General features: G+C 61.6%; 13 protein-coding genes. 9 read left to right on the top strand and 4 right to left on the bottom strand.

Annotated features, from left to right (window positions below):
- Positions 1–12 precede the first annotated feature (12 nt).
- Positions 13–1,176: a glycoside hydrolase family 130 protein gene (locus PQU94_RS08455; RefSeq protein WP_272741025.1), complete on the bottom strand. Its 1,164-nt coding sequence runs from the start codon at positions 1,174–1,176 to the stop codon at positions 13–15.
- Between the two features lie 175 nt (positions 1,177–1,351).
- Between PQU94_RS08455 and PQU94_RS08450 the strand changes: the two genes are divergently transcribed.
- Together PQU94_RS08450 and PQU94_RS08445 are read left to right on the top strand one after the other, a co-directional pair.
- On the top strand, positions 1,352–2,098 hold the full coding sequence (locus tag PQU94_RS08450) for an SDR family oxidoreductase (RefSeq protein WP_272741024.1): 747 nt from the start codon (positions 1,352–1,354) through the stop codon (positions 2,096–2,098).
- Positions 2,098–4,269, top strand: a complete 2,172-nt coding sequence (locus PQU94_RS08445) for a hypothetical protein (protein ID WP_272741023.1) — start codon at positions 2,098–2,100, stop codon at positions 4,267–4,269. Before PQU94_RS08450 ends, PQU94_RS08445 begins: the two co-directional genes overlap by 1 nt.
- Positions 4,270–4,597: 328 nt before the next feature.
- Here the strand turns inward: PQU94_RS08445 and PQU94_RS08440 are convergent, their stop codons facing one another.
- The 3 genes from PQU94_RS08440 to PQU94_RS08430 are packed head-to-tail and all read right to left on the bottom strand — an operon-like array spanning position 4,598 to position 7,839.
- On the bottom strand, positions 4,598–5,506 hold the full coding sequence (locus PQU94_RS08440; protein ID WP_272741022.1) for a glucosamine kinase nucleotide-binding domain-containing protein: 909 nt from the start codon (positions 5,504–5,506) through the stop codon (positions 4,598–4,600).
- A 10-nt stretch (positions 5,507–5,516) separates the two neighbouring features.
- The gene (locus PQU94_RS08435; protein WP_272741021.1) at positions 5,517–6,299 is read right to left on the bottom strand and encodes a copper homeostasis protein CutC; all 783 of its coding nucleotides are present in this window, start codon (positions 6,297–6,299) and stop codon (positions 5,517–5,519) included.
- Positions 6,300–6,306: 7 nt separating this feature from the next.
- Positions 6,307–7,839 carry a tryptophan halogenase family protein gene (locus PQU94_RS08430; protein ID WP_272741020.1) on the bottom strand — a complete coding sequence of 511 codons (1,533 nt, stop codon included), beginning with the start codon at positions 7,837–7,839 and terminating at the stop codon, positions 6,307–6,309.
- 399 nt (positions 7,840–8,238) lie between these two features.
- Here PQU94_RS08430 and PQU94_RS08425 point away from each other — a divergent pair, with 399 nt between their 5' ends.
- The 7 genes from PQU94_RS08425 to PQU94_RS08395 all read left to right on the top strand — a co-directional run bounded on the left by PQU94_RS08425 (position 8,239) and on the right by PQU94_RS08395 (position 24,354).
- A complete protein-coding gene (locus PQU94_RS08425) occupies positions 8,239–10,905 on the top strand; it encodes a TonB-dependent receptor (protein WP_272741019.1) in 2,667 nt (888 codons plus the stop codon).
- A 243-nt stretch (positions 10,906–11,148) separates the two neighbouring features.
- Positions 11,149–13,830 carry a beta-mannosidase gene (locus PQU94_RS08420; protein WP_272741018.1) on the top strand — a complete coding sequence of 894 codons (2,682 nt, stop codon included), beginning with the start codon at positions 11,149–11,151 and terminating at the stop codon, positions 13,828–13,830.
- 23 nt (positions 13,831–13,853) lie between these two features.
- Positions 13,854–16,451, top strand: coding sequence for a glycoside hydrolase family 3 C-terminal domain-containing protein (locus PQU94_RS08415; protein WP_272741017.1), 2,598 nt, complete (start codon positions 13,854–13,856; stop codon positions 16,449–16,451).
- Positions 16,452–16,469: 18 nt separating this feature from the next.
- Positions 16,470–18,311 (top strand): glycoside hydrolase family 35 protein, encoded by a 1,842-nt coding sequence (locus PQU94_RS08410; RefSeq protein ID WP_272741016.1) that lies wholly within the window; start codon positions 16,470–16,472, stop codon positions 18,309–18,311.
- A 5-nt stretch (positions 18,312–18,316) separates the two neighbouring features.
- Positions 18,317–19,747 (top strand): glycoside hydrolase family 125 protein, encoded by a 1,431-nt coding sequence (locus PQU94_RS08405; protein WP_272741015.1) that lies wholly within the window; start codon positions 18,317–18,319, stop codon positions 19,745–19,747.
- A 45-nt stretch (positions 19,748–19,792) separates the two neighbouring features.
- Positions 19,793–22,081 carry a GH92 family glycosyl hydrolase gene (locus PQU94_RS08400; RefSeq protein ID WP_272741014.1) on the top strand — a complete coding sequence of 763 codons (2,289 nt, stop codon included), beginning with the start codon at positions 19,793–19,795 and terminating at the stop codon, positions 22,079–22,081.
- Entirely contained in the window at positions 22,081–24,354 is a 2,274-nt protein-coding gene (locus PQU94_RS08395; RefSeq protein ID WP_272741199.1) for a hypothetical protein, read from the top strand. Before PQU94_RS08400 ends, PQU94_RS08395 begins: the two co-directional genes overlap by 1 nt.
- The last annotated feature ends 15 nt before the right edge of the window (positions 24,355–24,369 follow it).

Raw genomic sequence — 24,369 nt, 5'->3', positions numbered from 1 at the left:
TCGGACGTATGCCTACGCATGTACGAAAACGCTCTTGGGAATATGGGTGATGCGGCAGGCGAGATCCGCTTCACCCGACGCCACGATATAGTGGTCGCCATCGTCCAGTATCCCCGTCGTAAAGACGACATCGCGCAGATACATCTGGTGTTCGATGGGCCGGGTCAGTTCGGCATTGGCCTCCAGCAGCGGGGTTGTCTCGGTGTGCAGCACGCGGCTGGGGTCATGAGCGTCGAGCACTGACCAGTAGGTACGATAGATGCCCACCACCTCATGCGGTTCGACCCCGTGCCACAGGGTCAGCCAGCCTTGAGGGGTCAGGATCGGCGGGGTGCCACCGCCCATGCGCTCCATGATCAGCGTGCCTGACGGCGGGCGCAGGCCCGGTCGCTCAAACGGCTTCCAGAACAGGGCGTCTTTGGAGACCGCCAGATTGATCGACGGCCCGGCGCGCCAGTCGCTGCCCGGCGGATAGGCGAAATAGAGCGCCCCCAGAGGCCGCGTCTGCGCCCAGTAATAGCCGTCGATCCGTCCCTCGAAGATGAGCATGTCCTTGTTTTGGTGGTCGAGGACGATCCCTTCAAAGGTCCAGTCCAGCCCATTTTCGGAGCTATAGAGGGTGGTCGAATGGCGCTCAGGGCTCACTGAACAGGTGGTCATCAGCCAGCGGTCCCCGACGCGGCTGATGCGGGCATCTTCCACCCCATAGCATTGAAAACTATAGGCCGGTGCGATGGCACGGTTGTAGTGCAGCGTGAGAACACGTGTACCGTCCGGGCTCAGCTCGACGGGCAACAGCCACGACAGGGAGGTCAGGGCCATGACCTTCCACTGCCCGCCAGCGAGGGTGAATTTGCGCGGATCGGCCGTATTGGCCTGATCGAGCGGCCAGGCGTCGAGGCCATAGGCCTGCGTCTGCTCGTCCCAGCGGATGGCATGGACATGGCCATCGACAATCGGCTCGCGCAGGGCTTCGGCGACGCGCACCATCATCAGCAAATTGCCGTTCGGCAAACGCAGGAGGCCGGGATTAAACGCCCCCAGCACAAAGGTCTCCGCCTTCAGGTGCCCGGCCAGCGGCGAGCGCGACAGGTCAATATCATCAGGCGTCAGGACAAGCTGATCAATGGGGTAGGGCATATCGCTCACCGGGTGGAACATATAGGGCGTGGACATAGGGATGACCTCAGGCCCGGACCATAGGATATTCGCGGTAAGCGGGATATGGGCCGCCACGGGGTTGGCGTAAGCAATCGGCAAAGTTGCGCGAGGCCACAGCGATCCGCATTTTCTTTTGATGCCTGCAACCGCAGTTTGTCCGTCAGCGTCCTTACAACAGATGGAGACGGTCATGGCTGTCGAGACGACTTCGCTTGCGGGCAAACGGGTTCTGGTGACCGGCGGCACGACCGGCATCGGGCGGGCCACGGTGGCGCTGCTGGTCGAACAGGGGGCGCGCGTCGTGACCTTCGGGCGGCATCAGCCCGAACTGGAGGACGCGCTGGCCCATGCACGTGAGGTCAATCCGGACGCCGACATCCATGGTCTGACCGCCGATGTCTCCACCCGCGACGACTTAGCTCGCGTTTTTGCCGCGGTGGACGACCATCTGGGCGGGCTCGACATCCTGATCAACAGTGCCGGTCTGGCCGTTGGCGGCGCGCAGGATGAGGCGGATGAGGACTGGCGTCTGGCGGCAGAGACCAACTTCATCGGCTACATCGCGTGTGCCCGCGAGGCCATTCTACGCATGAAGGCTGCCGGCGCGGGCCATCTGGTGTTTGTGGGTTCCATCAGTGCCGAGTTTATGGGGGCAGGAACCAGCGTCTATGCCGCCACCAAGGCCGGGATCGAGACCTATGCCAAGACATTGCGCAAGGAGGTCATGGATTTCCATATCAAGGTCACTCTGGTCGAACCCGGTTCGGTCGGGGCCGACATGCAGGAAAAGAGCCCTGAAGAACAGCGTGAGGCCATTGCGCGCAACGAAATGCTCTATGCCGAAGACCTGGCCGATACGATCGGCTTTGCCCTGACGCGCTCAGTACGCACGGATGTCTCGGTTTTGCGCGTCGAACCGCTGCTGGAACGTTCGTGATGGCACGCAAAACGGCGGCCGTAACGCCTGAGACCCTGCGAGTGCGGGCCGATTTGCAAGGCCGCAAGGAAGCTGAGGCAAGGCTGTGCCTGGGCGGACTGACGCTGGAGGTCCGGGCCGGACGCGACACGCCATGGCTGAAAATTTCGCGACCGGAGCGTGGCGGTCTGGCGCTGCGCCTGATCTTCAATAGCGGACCCTATCGGATTGAGGGGTTGGAAACGACCGCGTCGGGCGTGAATTTCCGCGCGCAAACCGAGACGGGTGAATGGACGGTAGAGGTGAGCCTGAAGGGCGAGACGCTCCTGAATGTGCGCAGTGCGCTTCGACCTGCCTTCGACCTCCTTCTGCCCTTCTGGCCGCGCGACCTCTATGTGCTCGATGCGCAGGACGATCCGCTGACCACGAAGGGCCGCGTCGAGGCGGCGCAACGCGGCTACAATATCGGCCTGTGTTATTTTTGTGTCGAGGAACCGGCATTCGGTTGCGTCCTCTATGTGCAGAACCTGACGGCGCTCAATCCCTATTTTCTGGCGACTGCCACCAAACCCGACGGCGTGGTGGGCGGCGAGTGGCCGGAGCTTGGCTATCAGCCGCCTGCCGCGCCCAACGGTAACTCGCCGCCGACCGCGCCGCTGAAGGCCGGGCAGACCTATGTCATTTCCGACGCCTATCTGGGCCTGCGCACGGAGTGCGCTCGCAATGAGACGGAAGAAGCGCGCCTGTTTATCGACATGATCGGCGACATCTATCCGCATCTGGATCGGCCCGAACCGCGCTTTCACGACTGGCCGGCGCGGGCTGAACAGACCCTGCACGACCTGAAGACCGCACCTGAAGCGACCATTCGCCATTACGGCCAGGTCTATCTGCACCCTTATACCGCCTCGGAATATCCGGATTCCATGGTGCAGATGAGCGTTGCCTCGGCGATTGATGAATATCAGACCCTGTTCGGCAAGGCAGAGCCCTACCGCGATGTGCTGATGGCCGGGATGGGGCGCTTTTTCGACAAGGAACTGCGGGTCATCCGCCGATACCTGCCCAATGTCGGGGAGGACAAGAACGCCAATGCAGTGGATTCCTGGTACCTCTATCATCCGCTGATGAATCTGGGGCGGCTGGCCCTGAGGGGGGACAAACGGGCGCGAAAGCTGTTTCTCGATTCGCTCGACTACGCGGTCAGATCAGCGCATCATTTCAGATATCTGTGGCCCATCCAGTACGATGTGCGCGACTTTTCGGTGATTACCGAGACGCGGGGTGACGGCTATGGCCAGACCGATGTGGCAGGCCTCTACGCCTATGTCATGCTTCAGGCGCATCAGTTGACCGGCAACGACCTCTATTTAAACGAGGCCCGAGCGGCCATGCAGGCGACCGAGGGGATGCGTTTCGAACTGGTCTATCAGGCCAATCTGACGGCCTGGGGGATTGCCGCCTGTATCAAGCTGTGGCGCATGGACGGTGATGAGCGCTATCTGGCGCAGGCCGAGGTGTTTCTGGCGAGCTTTGTGCACAATTGCGTGCTGTGGGATTCGCAGATTGAGAATGCCTCGGCCTATAGCAACTTCTTCGGCGTCACCTGCCTGCACGATGCACCCTATATGGCGGCCTATGAGTGCTTTGAGTCCTTCTCAGCCTTTGACGAGGTGCTGCAACTGGCCGGGGAGCAGTTGCCGCCCAAGGTCAAGCTGCTGCTGTCCGAATATCGCCGCTTCGCCTTTGACAGAAGCTGGTCCTACTATCCCGACGCCCTGCCGAAAGAAGCGCTGGCGACCACCATCCGCAACGGCCATATCGACCGGGCGCTGTCGTTTCCGCTGGAAGACCTGTACGCGGACGGGCAACCGGCGGGGCAGGTGGGGCAGGAGATCTATGGATGCGGCGGGGCCTTTATTATCGCGGCGCGTGGCTTTTACGGCGTCGATCTGCCCTTCTGGCTGTTTGCCGACTACCCCTACTCGATAACGCGCAATGCGGCGGGTCTGATGCTGGTCCTGAAAGGCCCGACGGGTCAGATGGCCTGCGTCCGCTTTCTGGCCAAGAAGCGCCGTCGCTTACCCGATCTGACCCTGAGGACCGACGAGACCGATGTATCGCTGAAGACCGAACATAACAGCCGCCTGGCGCAGGTCCCCGCAGACGCCACCGTGTTTGTTAGCTGGTAGCCGATAACGCTCGGCGTCAGCCGACTTGAATTTTACCGCAGCGGGACAGCATGTCAGAATCCCCCTTGGTCAGCCCATCTGTTGCCATCTGACACCAGAGGTTTTGAGTAAGACGGGTCGCCGGTGCCTTTTTAAGGCTCAGCCAGCCCCCTACGCTTTTGGTAAAACACGTCAAAGGGATGACTAAGGGCCCGCCCGTCTCCTGACCATCAGTTCACTCGACGCGTGAAACTACGAAAACCAGGGTTGACCACATGAGCCACCTGGCTGGGACGTCAACGTCTAAGGCCACGCTAACCTTGTTACAGGCCAGTTTGAGCTAAACGTCTCAGTTTACGAGTTGTGGGATATCGAGCCCGCCTGGCAATTGCCCTTCGCTTAGACCCGTACACATCAGAAGCGCTCCGTCCAGAGCATCGCCCTGGGCATCCGCAATCAGCGAAAGGGCCTCTTCCGACAGATAAGGCATGTAGCGCGGCGCAACGCCCCCTAGAAGACAAACCCGCGGTGCACCCAGTCTCGTCAGGCGTCGTACATATGTCTCAAGCCAGCCAACATTGATCTTGAGGATATCGAGCGCCCAGGGGTCGCCCCTTTCGGCCAGTTCCATCACATCTGGCGCAAAGGTCCCAAAATCGGTGGGGCGCGCTGTCGCTAGCCAGGTTTGAAGGTCAATACCCGCGCTGGTGAAGAAGCGATTGACGCGCTCGGTCAGGGCCGTACCTTCAATCAGTCCATCGCGCGCCATCAAAGCATAACGCAATGCCTGACGACCAAGGGTCGCGCCCGAACCTTCGTCGCCCAGTGTGAAGCCCCAGCCACCGACCTGATGGCTTTCGCCCGACAACCACGCATAGCCGACCGAACCCGTCCCTCCGATGAAGATGGCCCCGTCACGGCCCCCAAAGGCCCCAAGACACGCCGTGTGGGCGTCGGTGGCGACCTTGACGCTGTGGAACGCTGCGGCCTTGGCGGCAACTTGCTGACGGTCAGCTTCGGTGACCACACCGGCCAGTCCCAGCCCCAGCCGGCAACGCGGGAACAGGTGTCTATCCAAGCCCGCCTGATCCAGGGCGCGGTCGATCGCCTCGCTGATATTGCGCCAGCTGTAGTCGAGGCCGAGCTGAATATTAGCCGGGCCCGACAGGCCCTGTCCGATAACGCGGCCTTCGTTGGTTGTCAGGCGGGCGCGGCAGCGCGTGCCACCACCATCAATGCCGATAAGGTATTCGTGCATCGGCCAATCCTCAGTTCTGCGGTTGCAGGGCGTCGCAGATCGCCCTGACCAATGAGGCCTCGGTGAGACGATAGCTGTCGCTTGACAGCCCCAGTTCCAACTCGGCAGGCCCGACCTCCTGCAAACGCGAGCAGGAACCATGCACCCAGTTGACGCCGGTGGCACCGATGATCTCGCCGATCTGCGCCGCGTTGATGCCGCCACCGGCCATGATGTCGATACGCCCGGCGGAGGTTTCAACCAGCGCCCGGACGATGTCCAGTCCTTCGATGGCGCGCATTTGTGTGCCGGAGGTCAGGACGGTGTCGAAACCGAGCCCGATAGCCGTTTCAAGGGCTTCAAGCGGATCGGGCGTCAGGTCGATCGCGCGGTGAAGGGTCATTTTCAGGCCTTTGGCATGGCTGCACAGGCGGGCCAGAAAGGACTCGTCGAGGTATCCTTTCGGAGTAAGGGCCCCCATCACCACGCCTTCCAGACCATGATCGGCCATCGCGTCAATATCGCGTCGCATGACATCCAGATCGTCTGGCCCATAGACAAACCCGCCTTCGGTGGGGCGGATCATGGCGCGGGTGGAGTGGCCGAGTGATTGCGCCGTGCGCACGAGGCCTGGCCCCGGCGTAAGTCCGCCCAGGCTGAGCGCGCTGCAAAGCTCGATACGCGCGGCACCGCCTTCGACGGCGGCATAGAGCGAACGCGGGCTGTCCACGCAGACCTCAAGACGGCAGGGATGCGTCTGCGTGGGCCGGGCAACGGGCTCTACTAGCAGCGTGGGGTGTTTGTAAGGCGCCATTTAAACTCTACTTTCCCGCCGCAAGGGTAAGGCCAAGTTGTTCCAGATAGCGGGCCTGCGGCGGCATGGTGTTTGCGTATTCGGTGATAGTGCCCTGCATCTGGCGTAGTATGTCGGAAAGGTCCTGCGGTTCGATGAGATCGGCCAGCGGGTCATAACGCTTCGGCATCACGCCTTGGCCGAACAAGACGGCCAGCCAGCTTGGGATCTGAAACAGGTCGCCGCGGGACATGATAACCCGACCGCTCTCGCGAAACTGATCCAGCTTATACTGGAGTGAAGCGGGAATGCTCATCTCGCGACAGTATCGCCAGAATTCGGAATCGTCGCGCTTGGTCAGCTTGTAATGGGCGATCAGGAAATCGCGGATGGTGTCATAATCCATGCCGACCGCCTGATTATACTGCTGGGCCAGAAGCGGATTGAAGTCCGGGTCCGGGAACAGATCCATGAACTTGATCAGACCCGAATGGATCAGGTGGATAGAGGTGGACTCGAGCGGCTCAAGAAAGCCACCGGACAGGCCGATGGCGACGACATTCTTGTGCCAGAATTGTCGGGCGCGGCCCGTGCGGAAACGAATAAGGCGGGGATCAGCCAAGGGCGGGGCATCGAGGTTGTCGAGAAGTATCCGCTGCGCCTCATCCTCGCTCATGAAGTCGGCGCTGAAGACGTGGCCATTGCCGGTGCGGTGTTGCAGCGGGATGCGCCATTGCCACCCCGCGCTATGGGCCGTGGCCCGCGTATAGGGCAGGGGGGCCGAGACATTAGAGCAGGGCACGGCCCAGGCCCGGTTGGCGGGCAGCCAGTGGCTCCAGTCCTCAAAACCCGTCTCCAGCGTCTTTTGCAGAAGTAGCGCGTGCATACCGGAACAGTCGAGGAAAAGATCTCCGTCGAGAGTCTCGCCCCGTTCGGTCTCCAGGCCAGTAATAAAGCCATCTTCGGCGCGCTGATTCACCTTCGTAATGCGCCCTTCGTGACGTATCACGCCGCGCGCTTCGGCATAGCGGCGCAGGAATTGCGCAAACAGGCCGGCGTCGAAATGGTAGGCATAGCCAAGGGTGGAATGCACGCCGCTGTCGTGACGGGGGGGGGGCGCAAAGCGGCCCTGCCGGGCGGCGACGCTGGCCAGTGAATAGGCTTCGAAGGCCGTGGTGTCTCCGGACAGGGCCGCGCGTGTATAGTAATGATGGAAACCGGCCCTTCCGATCTGCGCCCCGATCACACCAAAGGGGTGGATATAGCTGTCGCCCTTCTGATGCCAGTTGCGAAACTCGATCCCCAGCTTGAAGGTGGCCTTGGTCTCGCGCAGAAACGTCGTTTCGTCGATGCCTAGTAGCCGGTTAAAGTCCTGGATTGGCGGAATCGTCGCTTCGCCCACGCCTATGGTGCCTATGTCTTCCGACTCTATCAGATGAATTTGACCCAGACGGCCTTCGGTAAGGCGGACCAGAAGCGCCGCCGTCATCCACCCAGCCGTCCCACCGCCGACGACAACAATCTTTCGAAAACCGGGTTGTTTACGAGGTAAATCCTGCATGGCGTGCCGGGGCGAGAAAAGGGTTGGAGCGGGGCGTGAAGGCATAGCGTCACAAACTTTGCGAAACGGCGCAATGGCATTTTGGTATTTTGGTGGTTATGTTGCCAATTTGCATCAAGGCATATAATTGGTAATATTACCTCCTTATTCCCACGGAGTTATATATTACTGATTTAATTATATTATTTCTCAGTTTTCTGAACGATCTGAGAATTTTGGTTTATTTATATGGCAAATTTGGTCTCTAAAATGTGCAATTAATAAATCAAATATATGAATTATCGTTGACAGAGTTCAAAGTTGTCATACTTTCGTTATACGAACGCAATTTCAGCACCTTGATGGCGAGAAACGGCGTGCGAGCAAACGTGGATTTATGACCATTAAGGGGACGAAGTGATGAGTTTGAAACGCTCTGTTTTGATGAGCACGGCGCTCGTCGGGGTGATGCTTTCGGGCGCGGCCTATGCACAGCAAGGTGGCGACGTTCAGGAGGTTGTCGTCGTCGGCATCAAGGGCAGCCTGCAAAAGGCTGCGGCTGTAAAGAAGAAGACCGACGCTATTGTCGATGTCATCTCGGCCGAAGACGTCAGCAAGTTCCCCGACACCAATATCGCAGAGTCGCTGTCGCACCTGCCGGGTGTCAGCGTTGACCGTAACTTCGGCGAAGGCGAAAAGGTCTCGATCCACGGTACCGACCCGGCTCTGAACCGCATTCTGGTCGATGGCCACTCGATCGCCTCGGCCGACTGGGGCGGTAACCCGAACGACCCGACCAGCCGCACCTTCAACTATTCGCTGATGGCGCCGGAAATCGTCGGTCAGCTCAAGGTCTATAAGAGCCCTGAAGCGTGGATAGACGAAGGCTCTCTGGGCGGTACGGTTATCCTCGAAACCCGCAAGCCGCTGGACCTGAAGCCCGGCACCATCACCGGCTCGCTCGGCTACAGCTATAATGACCGCTCGGAAAAGGGCGATGTCCGTGGTTCGGCGCTCTATAGCTGGCATAACGAAGCCCGCACTTTTGGTGTCCTCGTCGCGGCCACCTATGACAAGCAGCAACTGCATCGCGCCGGTATCGAATATTTCGGCTATATGGGTGCCGGCGCCTTCAACAGCGCCTTCACGGTGTCCGGGAACACTGTCACCGGCCCGAAGATCAACGGCGCAGCGCCGACCCTGGCGTCCTATAACCAATTGGCGGCTGCCAATGTGCCCTGCTGCTTCAACTGGGCCTATTTCGACCAGACCCGTCAACGCACCGGTGTCAGCACGGCCATCCAGTGGAAGCCGAATGACGACACGCAGTTCGACCTGACGGCCCTGCATATCGAAGGCGACTACACCAACTATAACCAGTCGATGTACGCCGTTCCGGTGTGGAACAGCTCTAACTCTCGCGACTTCACTGTGGCGAATGGCCTGATCACCGGCGCTTATGTGCCCGCCAAGGCCCCTGGCACCGGCACCCTGACGCAGTATGACGCCATCCTGCGCACCACGGTGGTCAAGACGGACAGCGTCAACCTGGCCGGTAAGTGGAATGCCGGTGACTGGAAGGTATCCGGTAATGTCGGCTGGACGCAGGCGACCGGCGGTAAAGAGCCGGAGCGCATGATCAGCTTCGACCTGAACTCGGGCTTCCAGTTCGGTTTTACGGCCAACAGCACTTATATCAACTACGATACCTCGCCCACGACGCCCAAGTCGTTCTTCCGTTCGCCGTCGTCTTCGACCAGCACGATCAACGGCGTGACCGGCAACTACGTCCAGATGGGCGGCATGGAACGCAGCCGCACCACGGACAAGGAAACCTACGGTCAGATCGACTTCCGCCGCAATCTGGACGGTTTCTTTGAGACCGTTCTGTTCGGCGCCAAGCTGACCAAGCACGAGAACTCGCTGGATGCCGAAGGCTGGGACTACTTCGCCAACAAGACGCTCTACCTCAGTGACTTCGCTTCGCAACTGACTCCGGACGGCCTGTGGGCTGATATGGGCGGCAGCGGCAACGCCATGCAGTATCTGGGCCTGACGCGTGACGGCATCTTCGGTGTCATCAATGCCAGCATCACCCGCTATAACGGGCCGAAGTACGGCATGGAATTCACCGTGAAGGAAAACATCGCGGCAGGTTACCTGCAAGGCAACTTCCGTCACGACAAGTGGCGCGGTAACGTCGGTGCGCGACTGGTTTCGACCGAAGACCAGTCGAACTACTGGGAAACCTCAGACGGCGGTACGACCTATACGCCCAAGAGCGTCACTCAGAAAGAAACCAAGCTGCTGCCGAACATCAACGTTGTTTATGAAGCCGCCGATGATGTCCTGATCAAGGTCGGTGCGGCGCAGGTGATCGCCCGTCCGCGCTACAGCCAACTGGCCGGCACTGTGGAATTGAACGACCGTCAGCTGACCGGCGGTGGCGGTAACGCCAACCTGAAGCCTTATGAATCGACCAACTTCGAAGCGTCGGTGGAATGGTACTTCGACAAGACCGGCCTTCTGGCGGCGGAACTCTTCCACCGCAAGATCAGCTCCTACGTTGTCAACGACACGCAGGAAAAAGTCTTCTTCAACAAGCTGACCAATGCCAACGCGACCTACTCCTTCTCGTCGCCCTTTAATGCCCAGAACGCCTCTGTCACCGGCTTTGCGCTGCAAGGGCAAAAGGATATCGCCTACGGCTTCGGTATCATCGCGAACTACACCTTCGCCGATGCCGACACGGGCACGACGGCCTACAACATGCCGTACCTGTCGCGTGATACCATCAGCGTCATCCCCTACTACGAAGAAGGCCCCTGGCAGGTTCGCCTGAGCTACAACTACCGCTCGCAATACTTCACGGGCATCGGTCGTCGTAACTCGAAGGACTTCACCGATTCCTACAAGCAGGTCGATCTGTCAGCCACCTATAAGGTCAATGACAAGATTTCGGTCTATGCCAACGGTCAGAACCTGCTCGACGAGATGTACTACTCGTTCAGCTCGTTCGCAGACGCGCCGACCGCCTTCTACAAGAACGGCCGCCGCTTCTTCGTCGGCGTGAATCTGAAAATGTAATACAATGTATTCATGTTTCTAATATGAATATTTAAAGCGTTCTGTATGTATTAGTGGTGCAAACTGGCCCGCCCTCAACTGAGGCGCGGGCCCTTTTTGCTTTTAACTGATTAAAATTTTCGAATTAAAATCGTTTGCAAAAACTTATTTTAGTTGATTGAATTTTTTGAATTGCTATTAATTTGAGGCGCCTCTTGCGGGGCGGGTGGCCTGAGGGCTCTGCAAAGCCAGGGAGAACCATTCGTGCATCGGACAGTGATTTCGAAGGGGCGTGGGGCCGGCGGGATGGACGGGCTGATCACTTTTTGTCTCTGGCTGATTGTGGCCCTTTCCCTGACGAGCGTGCCGGTGTGGGCGGAAACCGTGAAAGGGTCTGAGACGCGGACCCTGACGGAGGGCTGGCGTTTTCGCATCGCTGAGGGCGATCCCAATCGCGCGGCGCATCCCGAAGTCGCCGAGTGGATGACGGCAACGGTGCCGGGCACGGTACAGAGCGACCTGATCGCGTTGGGCAAGCTCAAAGACCCCTATGTCGGCCTGAACGAGGCGGCGGCGCAGTGGGTCGGCCTGTCGGACTGGGAATACGAAACGTCATTTACGCTCGATGAGGCGACGCTGAAGCGCGGGCATGTCGACCTTGTGTTCGACGGGCTGGATACGTTTGCCGAGGTGACGCTGAACGGTAGGGTCTTGCTTTCGGCAGACAATATGTTCCGTAGCTGGCGTGTGCCGGTTAAGGACATGGTGGTGGGCGGGGCCAATCGCCTGCATATCCGCTTTGCCTCACCGATCAATAAAATGCGGCCCTTTATGCAGGGGCTCAGCTATTACCAGCCGGGGGCCTATGACTCGGCGTTTGGCGATGAGCCGCTGGGGCAGAACAGTTCGGCCTATGTGCGCAAAGCGGGGTATCAGTACGGCTGGGACTGGGGCCCGCGCCTCGTGACGCTGGGGCCGTGGCGACCGGTGCGGCTGGACATTTATGACGGCGTGCGCCTGTTGGATTTCTTTGCGCAGCAACAGCACCTCGATGATCAGGTGGCGGCCCTTGAGGCGCGGTTCGAGATCGTCTCCGATGCCGTGCGCAACGCCACGTTGGAGGTTACCGTTACCGATCCGGACGGCAAGTCGCAGACCCAGACGCAAACCCTTCCCCTTTATGCCGGCAGCAACAGTCTCAGCCTGCCGGTGCGCATCGACCATCCCAAACGCTGGTGGCCGGTGGGCTATGGTCGGCCGGATCGCTACACCGTCCGTGCGCGTGTTCTGAGCGACGGCGTGGTGATGGGCGAGCGCGTGCAGCGCATCGGTCTGCGCACCTCGGAAATCCGTCGTCAGAAGGATGAGTGGGGGCGCAGCTTCGAGATACTGATCAATGGCGTGCCGATCTATATGAAGGGCGCCAACATGATCCCGCTCGACATGATGCCGCCGCGCGTCTCCGATGCCTATCGGGATCGTATCCTGAAAACCGCCATCGACGCCAATATGAATATGCTGCGTCTGTGGGGTGGGGGGCACTATTTCGACGACGGCTTCTACGACTGGGCCGACGCCCACGGCCTGATGCTGTGGCAGGACTTCATGTTCGGCGGCTCCATCCCGCCATACGACGAAGCCTACCGCGAAAACGTGCGTCAGGAGGCCTATGATCAGGTGCGTCGCCTGCGCCACCACCCCTCCGTTGTCATCTGGGGCGGCAATAATGAGGTGCAGGTCAACTGGGATAACTGGGGCGACAGTCAGGCGCTGAAGGACAAGGTCGGCCGCAAGGAGGCCGAGCGTATCCATACTGGATTGGTGCGTCTGTTCGATCAGGTGCTGCGCGGCGCGGTCGATAAGTATTCACCGGGCACGCCTTACTGGCCGGGTTCCCCGACGGCCGACTATGATGGTCCGTCGGATGGTGACCGCGACGGGGACCGCCACTACTGGACGGTCTGGGGCGGCAAGCAGCCGGTAGAGACCTATCTGACGGTGACGCCGCGCTTCATGTCGGAATACGGGCTGCAATCCTTCCCGGTCATGGCGACGATCAAGACCTTTGCCGGCCCGAAGGATATGGCCATTGATGCCCCGGTGATGATCGCCCACCAGAAGTTCGATAAGGGCCGCGGCAATCAGCGCCTTCTGATGTATATCAACAATAATTACGGTCAGCCCAGGCGCTTTGAGGACTTCGTCTATCTGTCGCAGGTGATGCAGGCCGAAGGTATCGAGCTGGCGGCGCGGCATCTGCGCGCCTCACGCCCGCAAAATATGGGCGGTCTCTACTGGCAACTGAACGACGTGTGGCCGGTGGCCTCGTGGTCGAGCGTCGATTATTATGGCCGCTGGAAGGCGCTGCACTATTCGGCGCGTCGCTTCTATGCCCCGGTCTCCGTATCGCTGCTGCGCCGTGACGGCGTGACCGAGCTGTCGGTTGTTTCCGATCGTCAGAGCGAGGCGCGTCTGCACTGGCGGCTTAAGGTGATGACCCTGGACGGCAAGCTGTTGTCGCAATGGACGCAGGACCTCAACGCCGCCCCACTCAGTGCACAGGTCATTATGCGGATCAGCGATGCCGACCTGCTGAAAGGCGCTGATCCCAAATCGACCGTGGTCAGTGTCGAGCTACTGGAAAACGATCAGGTTCTCTCGCGGCATCAGAGCTATTTCGTCGCCTCCAAGGCGCTGGCGCTCCGCGATCCGAAGATCAGGTCGCGCCTGACCCGCACGACGGACGGTTATCGCCTCACCTTGTCGGCGCGCACGCTGGCGCGGCAGGTCTGGGTCGATACGGACGCGCCTGAGGTGAGCCTGTCCGACAATGCCTTTGACCTGATGCCGGGTGAGACCGTCAGCCTCGATCTCAAAACCTCAGCTTCCGAGGCGCAACTTCGCCGGGCGCTGACCATCCGTTCCCTTTATGGCGCTGCGCAATGACTTCCCGATCTGTATTTTCTGCTGTGAAACCCCTTCTGCTGACCGTAAGCCTCAGTGCCCTGTCTCTGGGGGCCCTGTCTCTGGGTGCGGCGCTGGCGCAAACGGCTGAGCCGCCGCTCGACCCGCGCATTGCCCGCCTAACAGTCGAGCAAAAGGCGGCGCAGATGCAGAACCGGGCGCCAGCCCTGCCGTCGGCGGGACTTACGGCGTATGAATGGTGGAACGAGGGCCTGCACGGCGTGGCGCGAGCGGGCGAAGCCACCGTATTCCCGCAGGCCATCGGGCTCGCGGCCACCTGGAACCCGGCCCTGCTGAAACAGGTGGGGGATGTGGTTTCCACCGAGGCGCGCGCCAAGTTCAATTCGACCGATCCGGCAGGGGATCACCCGCGCTATTTCGGCCTGACCCTGTGGTCGCCCAATATCAACATCTTCCGTGATCCGCGCTGGGGGCGGGGGCAGGAGACCTATGGCGAAGACCCCTTCCTGACCAGCCGTCTGGCCGAAGGCTTTGTCACCGGGCTTCAGGGGCCGGACGCGCAGCACCCGAAGGTCGTGGCCTCGGTCAAGCATCTGGCCGTGCATTCGGGGCCGGAGGCCGGGCGGCATGGCTTTGCCGCCTCGGTGTCGCCCTATGATCTGGAAATGACCTATTTGCCGGCCTTCCGGTATTCGGTGATGACCACAAAGGCGCAGTCGGTCATGTGCGCTTACAATGCGGTGGCAGGGGTTCCGGCCTGCGCGTCGGACCTGCTGCTTAAGACCTATGTGCGCGACGCCTGGGGCTTCAAGGGCTATGTCGTCACCGATTGCGACGCCATCTACGACATGACGCGCTTTCACTTCTATCGTCTCAATGACGCTGAATCCTCGGCCGAGAGCCTGAAGGCCGGTGTCGATCTCAACTGCGGCAATGCCTATGCGGCCCTGCCCGAAGCCGTGAGCCGGGGCCTGATCCCTGAATCCCTGATGGATCAGTCGCTGAACCGCCTGCTGGATGTACGCAAGCGTCTCGGCATCGACGGCGCGCCCAGCCCGTGGTCGAAGATCAGCCCGGACGCCATCAATACACCGCAGGCGCAAGGATTGGCGCTACAGGCGGCGGAACAGTCGCTGGTCCTGCTCAAAAACAATGGCGTCTTGCCGCTTAAGCCCGGTCAGACCGTCGCGGTGATCGGCCCGAATGCCGACACGCAGGAGACGCTGCGCGGCAATTACAATGGCATAGCGCGTCAGCCGGTGACGCCCTTGGCCGGATTGCGGGCGCAACTGGGGGCCGCGAAGGTGCTCTATGCACAAGGCGCGACCTTGGCCGAAGGGGTGCCGACCACCGTACCGGAAACGGCGCTACGTACCTCCGACGGAGCGGTGGGTCTGACGGCCAGCTATTACGCCAACGCCGACTTTACCGGTGCGCCGGTCGAAACGCGCACCGAGCGTACCGTAAATCTGGAATTCATGAACCGCCTGCCGGTCAAGGCGCTGAAAGACGGCCCTTACAGCATCCGCTGGAGCGGCCAGATCGCGCCCCCGGCGGCGGGCACCTATCGCCTGAAAGTGTTCGTGGATCGCTGCTGGTCCTGCGAGGCCAACCAGCACGATGAGGTGCGCCTCTATCTGGATGACAAGCCGGTCATCGTCGATACGGGCGACGGCAAGTCGCTGGAAACCGAACTGACCTTCGACAGCGCCGCCGCGCGCCGTCTGCGTCTCGAATATCGCCATGTGGGCGGCGATTGGGGCGTGCGTTTGCAATGGATCGCTCCGGCGCAGCCGCAAATTGATGAGGCGGTCAAGGCCGCGCAGGCCGCCGATGCTATCGTCGCCTTTGTCGGCCTGTCGCCCGACATCGAAGGCGAGGAGCTTCAGATTCTGGTGCCGGGCTTTGACCGTGGCGACCGCACCGACCTCGGCCTGCCGCGAACGCAGGAGGACCTGCTGAAAGCGGTCAAGGCCACGGGTAAGCCGCTGGTCGTGGTGCTGCTGTCCGGTTCGGCGGTGGCGCTCAACTGGGCCGACGCCCACGCCGACGCCGTGGTGGCCGCCTGGTATCCGGGCGAGGCGGGGGGCACGGCCATTGCCCGCACCCTGACCGGCGAGTCTAACCCCTCCGGTCGCCTGCCGGTGACCTTCTATCGCTCGGTGCAGGACCTGCCACCCTTTATCGACTACCGCATGGAAGGGCGCACCTATCGTTATTTTAAGGGCAAGCCGCTCTATCCCTTCGGCCACGGCCTATCCTACACGCAGTTCAGCTATAGCGATCTGAAACTGGACACAAACGCTCTGAAGGCCGGTCAGCCGCTGCGCCTCAGCGTCCGTGTGCGCAATACGGGTCCGCGCGCCGGGGACGAGGTGGTGCAACTCTATGTCAAACGGCCGGATGCCTTTGGCCTCAATGCCTCGCTGGCGGCGTTTTCGCGCGTCAGCCTCAAGCCGGGCGAAAGCCGGACCGTCGTCATGACGATTGACCCGCGCGATCTGAGCACGGTCACGCTCGAGGGCGAGCGCGCCATTCGGGCCGGGGCCTACAGCCTCTCGGTCGGTGGCGGTCAGCCCGGATTTGCTCAGACCCTGAACGCTGATTTTTCGATCTCGGGCCGGATGGCGCTACCGAAATAACCACAGGATACGACCCTCATGATGGATCGCAGACAGATTCTCGGCGGGCTGGTCGCTTCGGCGGTGACGCTCGGTTTTTCAGCCGGTGACGCCTGCGCGGCCCCGTCGCGCTTTACGATAAAGGATGATAACTTCCTGCTGGACGGCAAGCCCGTGCACCTGATGGCGGGTGAGATGCACTATCCGCGCATCCCGCGTGAGCTGTGGCGCGATCGCCTGCGCAAGCTGAAGGCGCTGGGGCTGAATACGCTTTCGACCTACACCTTTTGGAGCGCGCATGAGAAAAAGCCGGGCGTCTATGATTTCAGCGGCAATCTCGACGTCGCCGCCTGGGTGAAGATGGCGCAGGAAGAGGGGCTGCACGTCCTGTTGCGGCCCGGCCCCTATGCCTGCGCCGAATGGGACAATGGCGGCTATCCGGCGTGGTTCCTCAATGACCCGGACATCCGCCCGCGTTCGCTCGACCCGCGCTATATGGACCCGGCGGGGCAGTGGCTGAAGCGGCTGGGGCAGGAGGTGTCGCACCTTGAAATCGACAAGGGCGGACCGATCCTGATGACGCAGGTCGAAAACGAGTATGGCTCTTACGGCAATGACCTCAACTATATGCGGGCCGTCCGCGATCAGGTGCGCGCCGCGGGTTTCAACGGTCAGCTCTACACTGTCGATGGAGCGGCGGTCATTGAAAACGGCGCCCTGCCGGAACTGTTCAATGGCATCAATTTTGGCACCTATGACAAGGCGGAGGGCGAGTTTGCGCGCTATGCCAGGTTCAAGACCAAGGGCCCGCGTATGTGTACCGAGCTGTGGGGCGGCTGGTTCGACCACTTCGGAGAAATGCACTCCAATATGGAAATCCCGCCTTTGATGGAGAGCCTCAAATGGATGCTCGACAACCGCATCAGCTTCTCCTTCTACATGCTGCACGGGGGCACTTCGTTCGCCTTTGATGCCGGGGCCAATTTCCACAAGACGCAGGGCTATCAGCCGGATATTTCGAGCTATGATTACGACGCCATGCTGGACGAGGCCGGGCGCGTCACCCCGAAATACGAGGCGGCGCAGGAACTGTTCCGCCGCTATCTGCCACCGGAACGCTTCACGCCTCTGCCCGCGCCGGAAAAGGCGCTGAAGATTGAGCGCTTTACCCTGCGCGAAACGGCCCCGCTAGCGCAGCTTTACCCAAAGGGTGTCAGCCATCCTCAACCTAAAACCTTTGAGCAGATGGGGCAAAACCACGGCCTGATGCTCTACCGCCATACCACTAAAACCGCTGTGTCGGGCCGTCTGAAAGCGGCTGAGGTGCGCGACTACGCCCTCGTCAGCGCCGGGCAGGTGCGCGTCGGGACGCTGGATCGCCGTCTGAAAGAGACCGAGATTGTGGTGTCGCTGAAGGCCGGGGAAACGCTCGACCTGCTGATCGACGCCATGGGCCACATCAACTATGGCGATCAGATCGGCAAGGATCAGAAGGGCCTGATCGGGCCGGTCACGCTGAATGGCAAGCCGCTCACCGGCTGGACGCATCAGGGCGTGCCGCTCGATGATCTAAGCGCCTTGCGCTTCAAGCATCAGCGCGTCGAAGGCCCCGCCTTCTATCGCGGTACGTTTGAAACCCCTGAGGCGGGCTTCACCTTCCTCGACCTGCGCGGCTGGGGTAAGGGCTATGTCTGGGTCAACGGGCACAATCTGGGCCGCTACTGGTCTGTCGGGCCGCAGCGCGCGCTCTTCGTGCCGGCCCCCTATCTCAAGGTCGGGGTCAATGAGGTCGTCGTGCTCGACTTGCACGATCAGGGCGAACGCTCACTGGCCGGCTCGGGATCGCAGATCTGGGACCTGCCGGGTCTGGTAAAAGGATAGGGTTCATGCAGCGCAGACAGTTCCTCACCACTTTGGGGGCAACCACCCTGGGCGCATTGGCAACGCCCGCTCTGGCCGAGATTCCGCCCATGTCGCCTCAGGTGGCCTCCGGCGTGCGTCTGCCGCCGCAACAGCGCGGCTTCCGCTCGGCGGCGGTCGAAGCGACCATCGCCAAAGCCCGCCGCGCGATCCGCAACCCGGCTCTGGCGCGGCTGTTTGAAAACACCTACCCCAACACGCTCGATACGACGGTTGAGCTGGGCGAGGTCGATGGCAAGCCCGACACCTTCGTCATTACCGGCGATATCAAGGCCCTGTGGCTGCGCGATTCTTCGGCGCAGGTGACGCCCTATCTGCCGCTGGTGACGGACGATAAGGCGCTGCAACGCCTGTTTGTCGGTCTGATCCACCGGCAAGCGCGCTGCATCCTGATCGACCCCTATGCCAATGCCTATATGCACGACCCTAAGGCGCGTACCGATCTGTCGTGGTCGCAGACCGACTTTACCGACATGAAGCCGGGCGTGGCCGAGCGCAAATGGGAAATCGACTCGCTGTGCTATCCGGTGCGCCTGTCCTATCTTTACTGGCGGCAGACGGGAGATGTCAGCGCCTTTGACGACACCTGGCGCGCCGCCATGCACACGATCGTCGATACCTTCCGTGTGCAGCAGCGCAAAGAGACAAATGGCCCTTATCGCTTTCAGCGCACGGCGTCCGAACCCACCGAGACGCTGGCGCGCGGCTATGGGGCCCCGACGCGCAAGGTGGGGCTGATCCATTCCGGCTTCCGTCCGTCGGACGATGCCTGCCTCTATCCCTTCCTCATACCGGCCAATCATTTTGCCGTGGTCAGCCTGCGGCAACTGGCGGAGCTCGCCGAACCGTCAGGGCTGGGGGCGGCGTTCGCGCAGTCCTGCCTGGCGCTGGCGCAGGAGGTCAGCGACGCCCTGAACGCCTATGGCCGCCTCGGCGCGCCGGGGGGTGGTGACATGTGGGCCTATGAGGTCGATGGCTTCGGCAATGGCCTGTTCATGGACGACGCCAACGTGCCAAGCCTTCTCAGTCTGCCCTATCTGGGGGCCTGTCGTATCGACGATCCGCTCTATTTGCGCACCCGCCGCGCGGTGTTGAGCCGCCGCAACCCCTATTATTTCGAGGGCAAGGTGCTGTCCGGCGTCGGCAGCCCGCATTCGGAGCCGGACACAGTGTGGCCCATCGCCCTCATGATGCAGATACTGACCACTCAGGACAAGGCGGAGCAACGCACCTGCCTTGAAGGGATTTTGCGCGCTTCGGCCCCGCGTGGCTTTGTCAATGAGTCGGTGCACAAGGACGATGCCAGCCATTTCACCCGCTCGTGGTTTGCCTGGGCCAACAGCCTGTTCGGAGAGACGGTGCTGACCCTGATGCGGAGCGCCCCCGACCTTTTGTGACCTTGTGATGTGCCGCGATATCCCGCGACTATGGAGTGCCTTTCGATGATCAATCGCCGTTCGCTTATGGGGGCCGCCTCTGTGGCCTCCGTTCTGCCGGTTCAGTCTCTGGCCGCTGAAGACGACCTGTGCGCCCATGTCGATCCTTTTATCGGCACCGGCGGCCACGGCCACACCTATCCGGGGGCGACCCTGCCGTTCGGCATGGTGCAGTTGTCGCCGGACACCAGCAATAATGGCTGGGATTCCTGTTCCGGCTATCACGTCAAGGACGGCTCGATCATGGGCTTTTCGCACACCCACCTGTCGGGGACGGGCTGCGCGGACATGCTCGACTGTCTGGTCACGCCGCGCACCGGAGCCGTCGTGCTCAATCCGGGCGAGCCGGGGCAGATCGAAGGCAGCTACCGCTCGCGGTATACCGATGAGGTAGCCAGCCCCGGCTATTACGCCGTCACCCTGACCGACAGCCGTGTGCGCGCCGAACTGACCGCCACCTTGCGCACGGGTCTGCACCGTTATGTCTTCCCGGCCGGAGAGGCGGGGCACCTTCTGATCGACTGGGCGCACGGGCAGCGCAACTGGTGGGAAAAATCGCCCGCGACCAAGCTCGACAATACGAGCCTGCGCCTGATCGGCAATGACACGCTGGTGGGCGGGCGTCAGGTCTTCATGTGGGCGGGTGGGCGCTGGATTTTCTTTGCGCTGAAACTGTCGCGCCCGTTCAGCCGCGCCGAACTGTATCAGAACGACGCCCCGGTCGGCGGCAACGCCGCCGCCGGTGGCAAGCTGAAATGCGCCCTGCATTTCGATGACGCCGGATCGGCACCGCTGCTGGTCAAGGTGGGGATTTCGGCGGTTGATATCGACGGAGCCCTGAAAAACCTTGAGGCCGAACAGCCGGGCTTTGATTTCGAGGGCACGCGCCGGGCAGCGCATCTGGCGTGGCAAAGCGAACTGTCGCGCATCCGCGTGGACCTCAGTGACCCGAATGACCGCAAGGTTTTCTATACGGCCCATTACCACAGCCTGCTGGCGCCGACCCTTTTTTCCGACGTCGATCGGCGCTACCGCGGCATGGACAATCAGGTGCACCGCCTGAAGCCCGGCGAAGAAAACTATTCGACCTACAGCCTGTGGGACACCTATCGCGCCGCGCATCCGCTCTATACGCTGACGCAGGGGCCGCGCCTGCCCGGTATGATCGGCGGTCTGGCGCGCATGGGACAGGAAAGCCCGGCGGGCGCGCCTATCTGGCCGCTGCAAGGGCGCGAAACCGACACCATGATCGGTTACCACAGCGCCGCCGTTCTGGCCGAGGCCTGCGTCAAGGGCGTGCCCGGCGTGGACTATAAGGCGGCCTATAAGGTGATCCGCAAACGCGCCTTTGATGACGATGTTCACGGTTTCGGCCTCTATCGCCAACTGGGCTATATCCCGGCCGACAAGGTCGATGAGTCCGTTTCGCGCACGCTGGAGTTTGCCTATAGCGACTGGTGTGCGTCAAAACTGGCGGCAGCCGTCGGTGCCCATGAGGATGCGCGCAAATTGCGCGAACGCTCGCGTAATTATCGCAACCTCTTCGACTCCTACATCCACTTCATGCGCGGCAAAAAGGCCGACGGTTCTTGGGTGACGCCCTATTTCCCGCAGTCTCTGGGCCACGATCAGAAACGCTGGCGCGACTATACGGAAACCAATGGCTGGCAGGCGACTTTCCTCAATCAGCATGACCTTTATGGCTATATGCAGATGTTCGGCGGGGAAAAGGCGTTTGAGTCCAAGCTGGATGCCCTGTTCAACGCCCCGTCGGACCTCGATCACGGCTCGCTGGACGACATCAGCGGGCTGGTCGGGCAGTATGCGCACGGCAATGAGCCCAGCCACCACGTCGCCTATCTCTATGCCTATGCCGGTGCCCTGCCGAAAACCCAGTCGCGCGTGCGGATGCTGATGAAGGCCATGTACCGTGCTGAGCCCAATGGACTGGAGGGCAATGAGGATTGCGGCCAGATGAGCGCCTGGTACGTGCTGAGCGCGCTGGGCCTGTACACGGTTGATCCGGTCAGCGGCGTCTATGTCTTTGGTTCGCCTCTAGTCAATCGGGCCCGTCTTGCACTCGGTAACGGGCGGCATCTGAGCATCGTCGCCGAAGGCAATGGGCCGGATAAGGTCTATGTCAGCGGGATGCGCCTGAACGGCAAGGCGTGGAGCCGGTCGTGGATTTCTCACGACACCCTGATGCGCGGTGGCGAACTGCGCTTCCTGATGAGCGCCACGCCCAACCCGGCCTTCGGGGCGCGGCTGGCCGACCGGCCACCGTCCTTCGTGTGATGACACGGCTCCTGTGTCTCTGTCTGTGGCTGTGCCTGTGCCTGTCGGCGCAGGCGGTGGCGGCAACCCTGATCACCGCCCCTGACGCCAGCCCGCAGGCCCAGACGACGGCGGCGTGGTTCCGGGAGGAGCCGGTGTTGGGTGCGTTGCACGGGCAGGTGGTGCTGGCGCAGCGGTCGCAGGTGGCCGCGCTCTTGCCACCCAGGTTGCGTACCGCGTGGCAGGACTGGAGCCAGACCCTGCCGGCCGCGCGTCCGGAAGCCTATGCGCTGTTTTCCAAAGGCAACTGGCTGATTATCGCCGGAGACGATGATCGCGGTGTGATGTTCGGTATGGGCCATGTGCTGCGCAAGGCGGAGCGGGGGCGGGTGCGCGGCCTGCCGCTCTATGTCACCCCCGACAAGGCCATCCGCGCGCATCAGATCGGCTACCGCTTCAAGAACAACAGCTATGACGCCTTTACGTTGCCCATGTTCGAGCGGCATCTGCGCGACCTTATCGTGTTTGGGACCAATGGCCTGCAATGGATTGCCCCGATTTCGGATGATGCCGCCGAAAGCCCGCTGTTTCCGGCCCCGCCGCTCGACACCCTGATCGGCGTGTCACGCCTTACGGAACGCTATGGCGTCGATTTCCACCTCTATTACCCGCAAATGATGGCCGACTATGGCGACCCGGCGCAAAGGGCGGCGGAGCTTAAGCGCTTTGAAGCGCTGGTGCGCGCCACGCCGCACATAAGCAGCCTGTTTATTCCGGGTGGCGACCCCGGTCATACCCCGCCGGATATCCTGTTCCCCCTGATCCGCGATGAAGCCGCGATCCTGCGTCGCTATCACCCGAAGGCGACGGTGTGGGTGTCGGCGCAGGGCTTTGACATGGCGCAGTATGAGCGCTTTTACGCCCTGATGGCAGAGGAAAATCCCTGGTTGACGGGGGTCTTTGTCGGGCCGCAATCGCGCGACACCGTGTCAGCGCAGCGGGCGCGCATTCCGGCGCGTTATAAGGTGCTCTTCTATCCCGACATCGCCCATACCCTGCACACGCAGTTTCCGGTGCCGGGCTTTGATCCGGCCTTTGCCCTCACCGAAGGGCGCGAACCCATCAACCCGCAACCGCAGGCCCAAAGCCATATCTACCGCCATTTCGCCGGGGATTTTGAGGGCTTTGTCACCTATTCCGAAGGGGTGACCGATGACGTGAACAAGGTGATGTGGACCGGGCTTGGTATGGACCGATCACAGAGTGCATCGGTCCTCGCGGCGGACTATGGCCGCTATTTTCTGGGGGATGCGCGTTTCGGCGTGGTGCTGGAAGGGCTGGAGCGCAACTGGCGCGGGCCAGTGCGGCGAAACGGCGACATCCCGCGCACCCTGACAACGTTGAATAGCTTGCCGCACCGCGACAACTGGCGTTACGACATGCTGGCCTATCGCGCCCGCTATGACGCCTATATGCAGCGGCGCGCTGTGGCGGAGACGCAACGTGAAGACGCCGCCTACCAGGCCCTGTCTAAAAACGACTTCCAGGCAGCGCGTTGGGCGCTTTCCACTCCCGACGACGCGGACACGCAGGCCTTGCGCACTGAGATACACGCTCTGGCCGGGCGGCTCTATAGCGACATCGGCTTGCAACTGAGCGTGCGGCTCTATGGGGCGTCCAACTGGGAGCGCGGGGCCAATTTGGACCGGCTTCAGCTGTCGCTGAACGACCGCGTGTGGCTGACCCGTCGGATGGATGAGATCGAGGCCCTGCCCGTGCCCGCCCGCGCTGAACGTGTGGCGGCTCTGTTACGTCGCGATGCGCCGCCACCCGACGGGTTTTACGATGATCTGGGCGATCCGCAGGCCTCACCGCATCTGGTGCGCGGCACTGACTGGGCCGATGACCCGCAACGCATGGCGGGGGCCCTAGAGAGCATTGCCGACCGCACGCCGGATGACGGCTGGCGACTGGCGTGGATCACCTATGCCGAGGCGCTGTACGAAACCCCGCTGGAACTGCGCTATGCCGGGCTCGACCGCACGCGCCCCTATCGCCTGAAGGTGGTCTATGCCGGCGAAGACTATGCCCTGCCATTGACTCTGATCGCCAATGACACGACGACCCTGCACGCGGCCCGCGCCCGCCGCAGCAATCCGGAGACGGTGGAGATGGACCTGCCGCCAGAGGTCACGGCGCAGGGCCACCTCAGTCTCAAATGGTTCTGTCCACAGGGCCTGGGCGGTTCCGGGCGCGGACGGCAGGTGGCGCAGGTCTGGCTCTATCCGCTATAGGCCGCCTGCGCTTTC

The sequence above is a fragment of the Asticcacaulis currens genome (assembly GCF_028550395.1).
Taxonomy (GTDB): domain Bacteria; phylum Pseudomonadota; class Alphaproteobacteria; order Caulobacterales; family Caulobacteraceae; genus Asticcacaulis; species Asticcacaulis currens.
The sequence above is the reverse complement of the archived record's forward strand: the minus strand, read 5'-3'. Positions and strand labels throughout refer to the sequence as shown.

Bases quoted from the DNA above. Each gene is read 5' to 3' on its own strand.
- PQU94_RS08455 (WP_272741025.1), bottom strand. From the start codon at position 1,176: ATGTCCACGCCCTATATGTTCCACCCGGTGAGCGATATGCCCTACCCC.
- PQU94_RS08450 (WP_272741024.1), top strand. From the start codon at position 1,352: ATGGCTGTCGAGACGACTTCGCTTGCGGGCAAACGGGTTCTGGTGACC.
- PQU94_RS08445 (WP_272741023.1), top strand. From the start codon at position 2,098: ATGGCACGCAAAACGGCGGCCGTAACGCCTGAGACCCTGCGAGTGCGG.
- PQU94_RS08440 (WP_272741022.1), bottom strand. From the start codon at position 5,506: ATGCACGAATACCTTATCGGCATTGATGGTGGTGGCACGCGCTGCCGC.
- PQU94_RS08435 (WP_272741021.1), bottom strand. From the start codon at position 6,299: ATGGCGCCTTACAAACACCCCACGCTGCTAGTAGAGCCCGTTGCCCGG.
- PQU94_RS08430 (WP_272741020.1), bottom strand. From the start codon at position 7,839: ATGCAGGATTTACCTCGTAAACAACCCGGTTTTCGAAAGATTGTTGTC.
- PQU94_RS08425 (WP_272741019.1), top strand. From the start codon at position 8,239: ATGAGTTTGAAACGCTCTGTTTTGATGAGCACGGCGCTCGTCGGGGTG.
- PQU94_RS08410 (WP_272741016.1), top strand. From the start codon at position 16,470: ATGATGGATCGCAGACAGATTCTCGGCGGGCTGGTCGCTTCGGCGGTG.
- PQU94_RS08405 (WP_272741015.1), top strand. From the start codon at position 18,317: ATGCAGCGCAGACAGTTCCTCACCACTTTGGGGGCAACCACCCTGGGC.
- PQU94_RS08400 (WP_272741014.1), top strand. From the start codon at position 19,793: ATGATCAATCGCCGTTCGCTTATGGGGGCCGCCTCTGTGGCCTCCGTT.
- PQU94_RS08395 (WP_272741199.1), top strand. From the start codon at position 22,081: ATGACACGGCTCCTGTGTCTCTGTCTGTGGCTGTGCCTGTGCCTGTCG.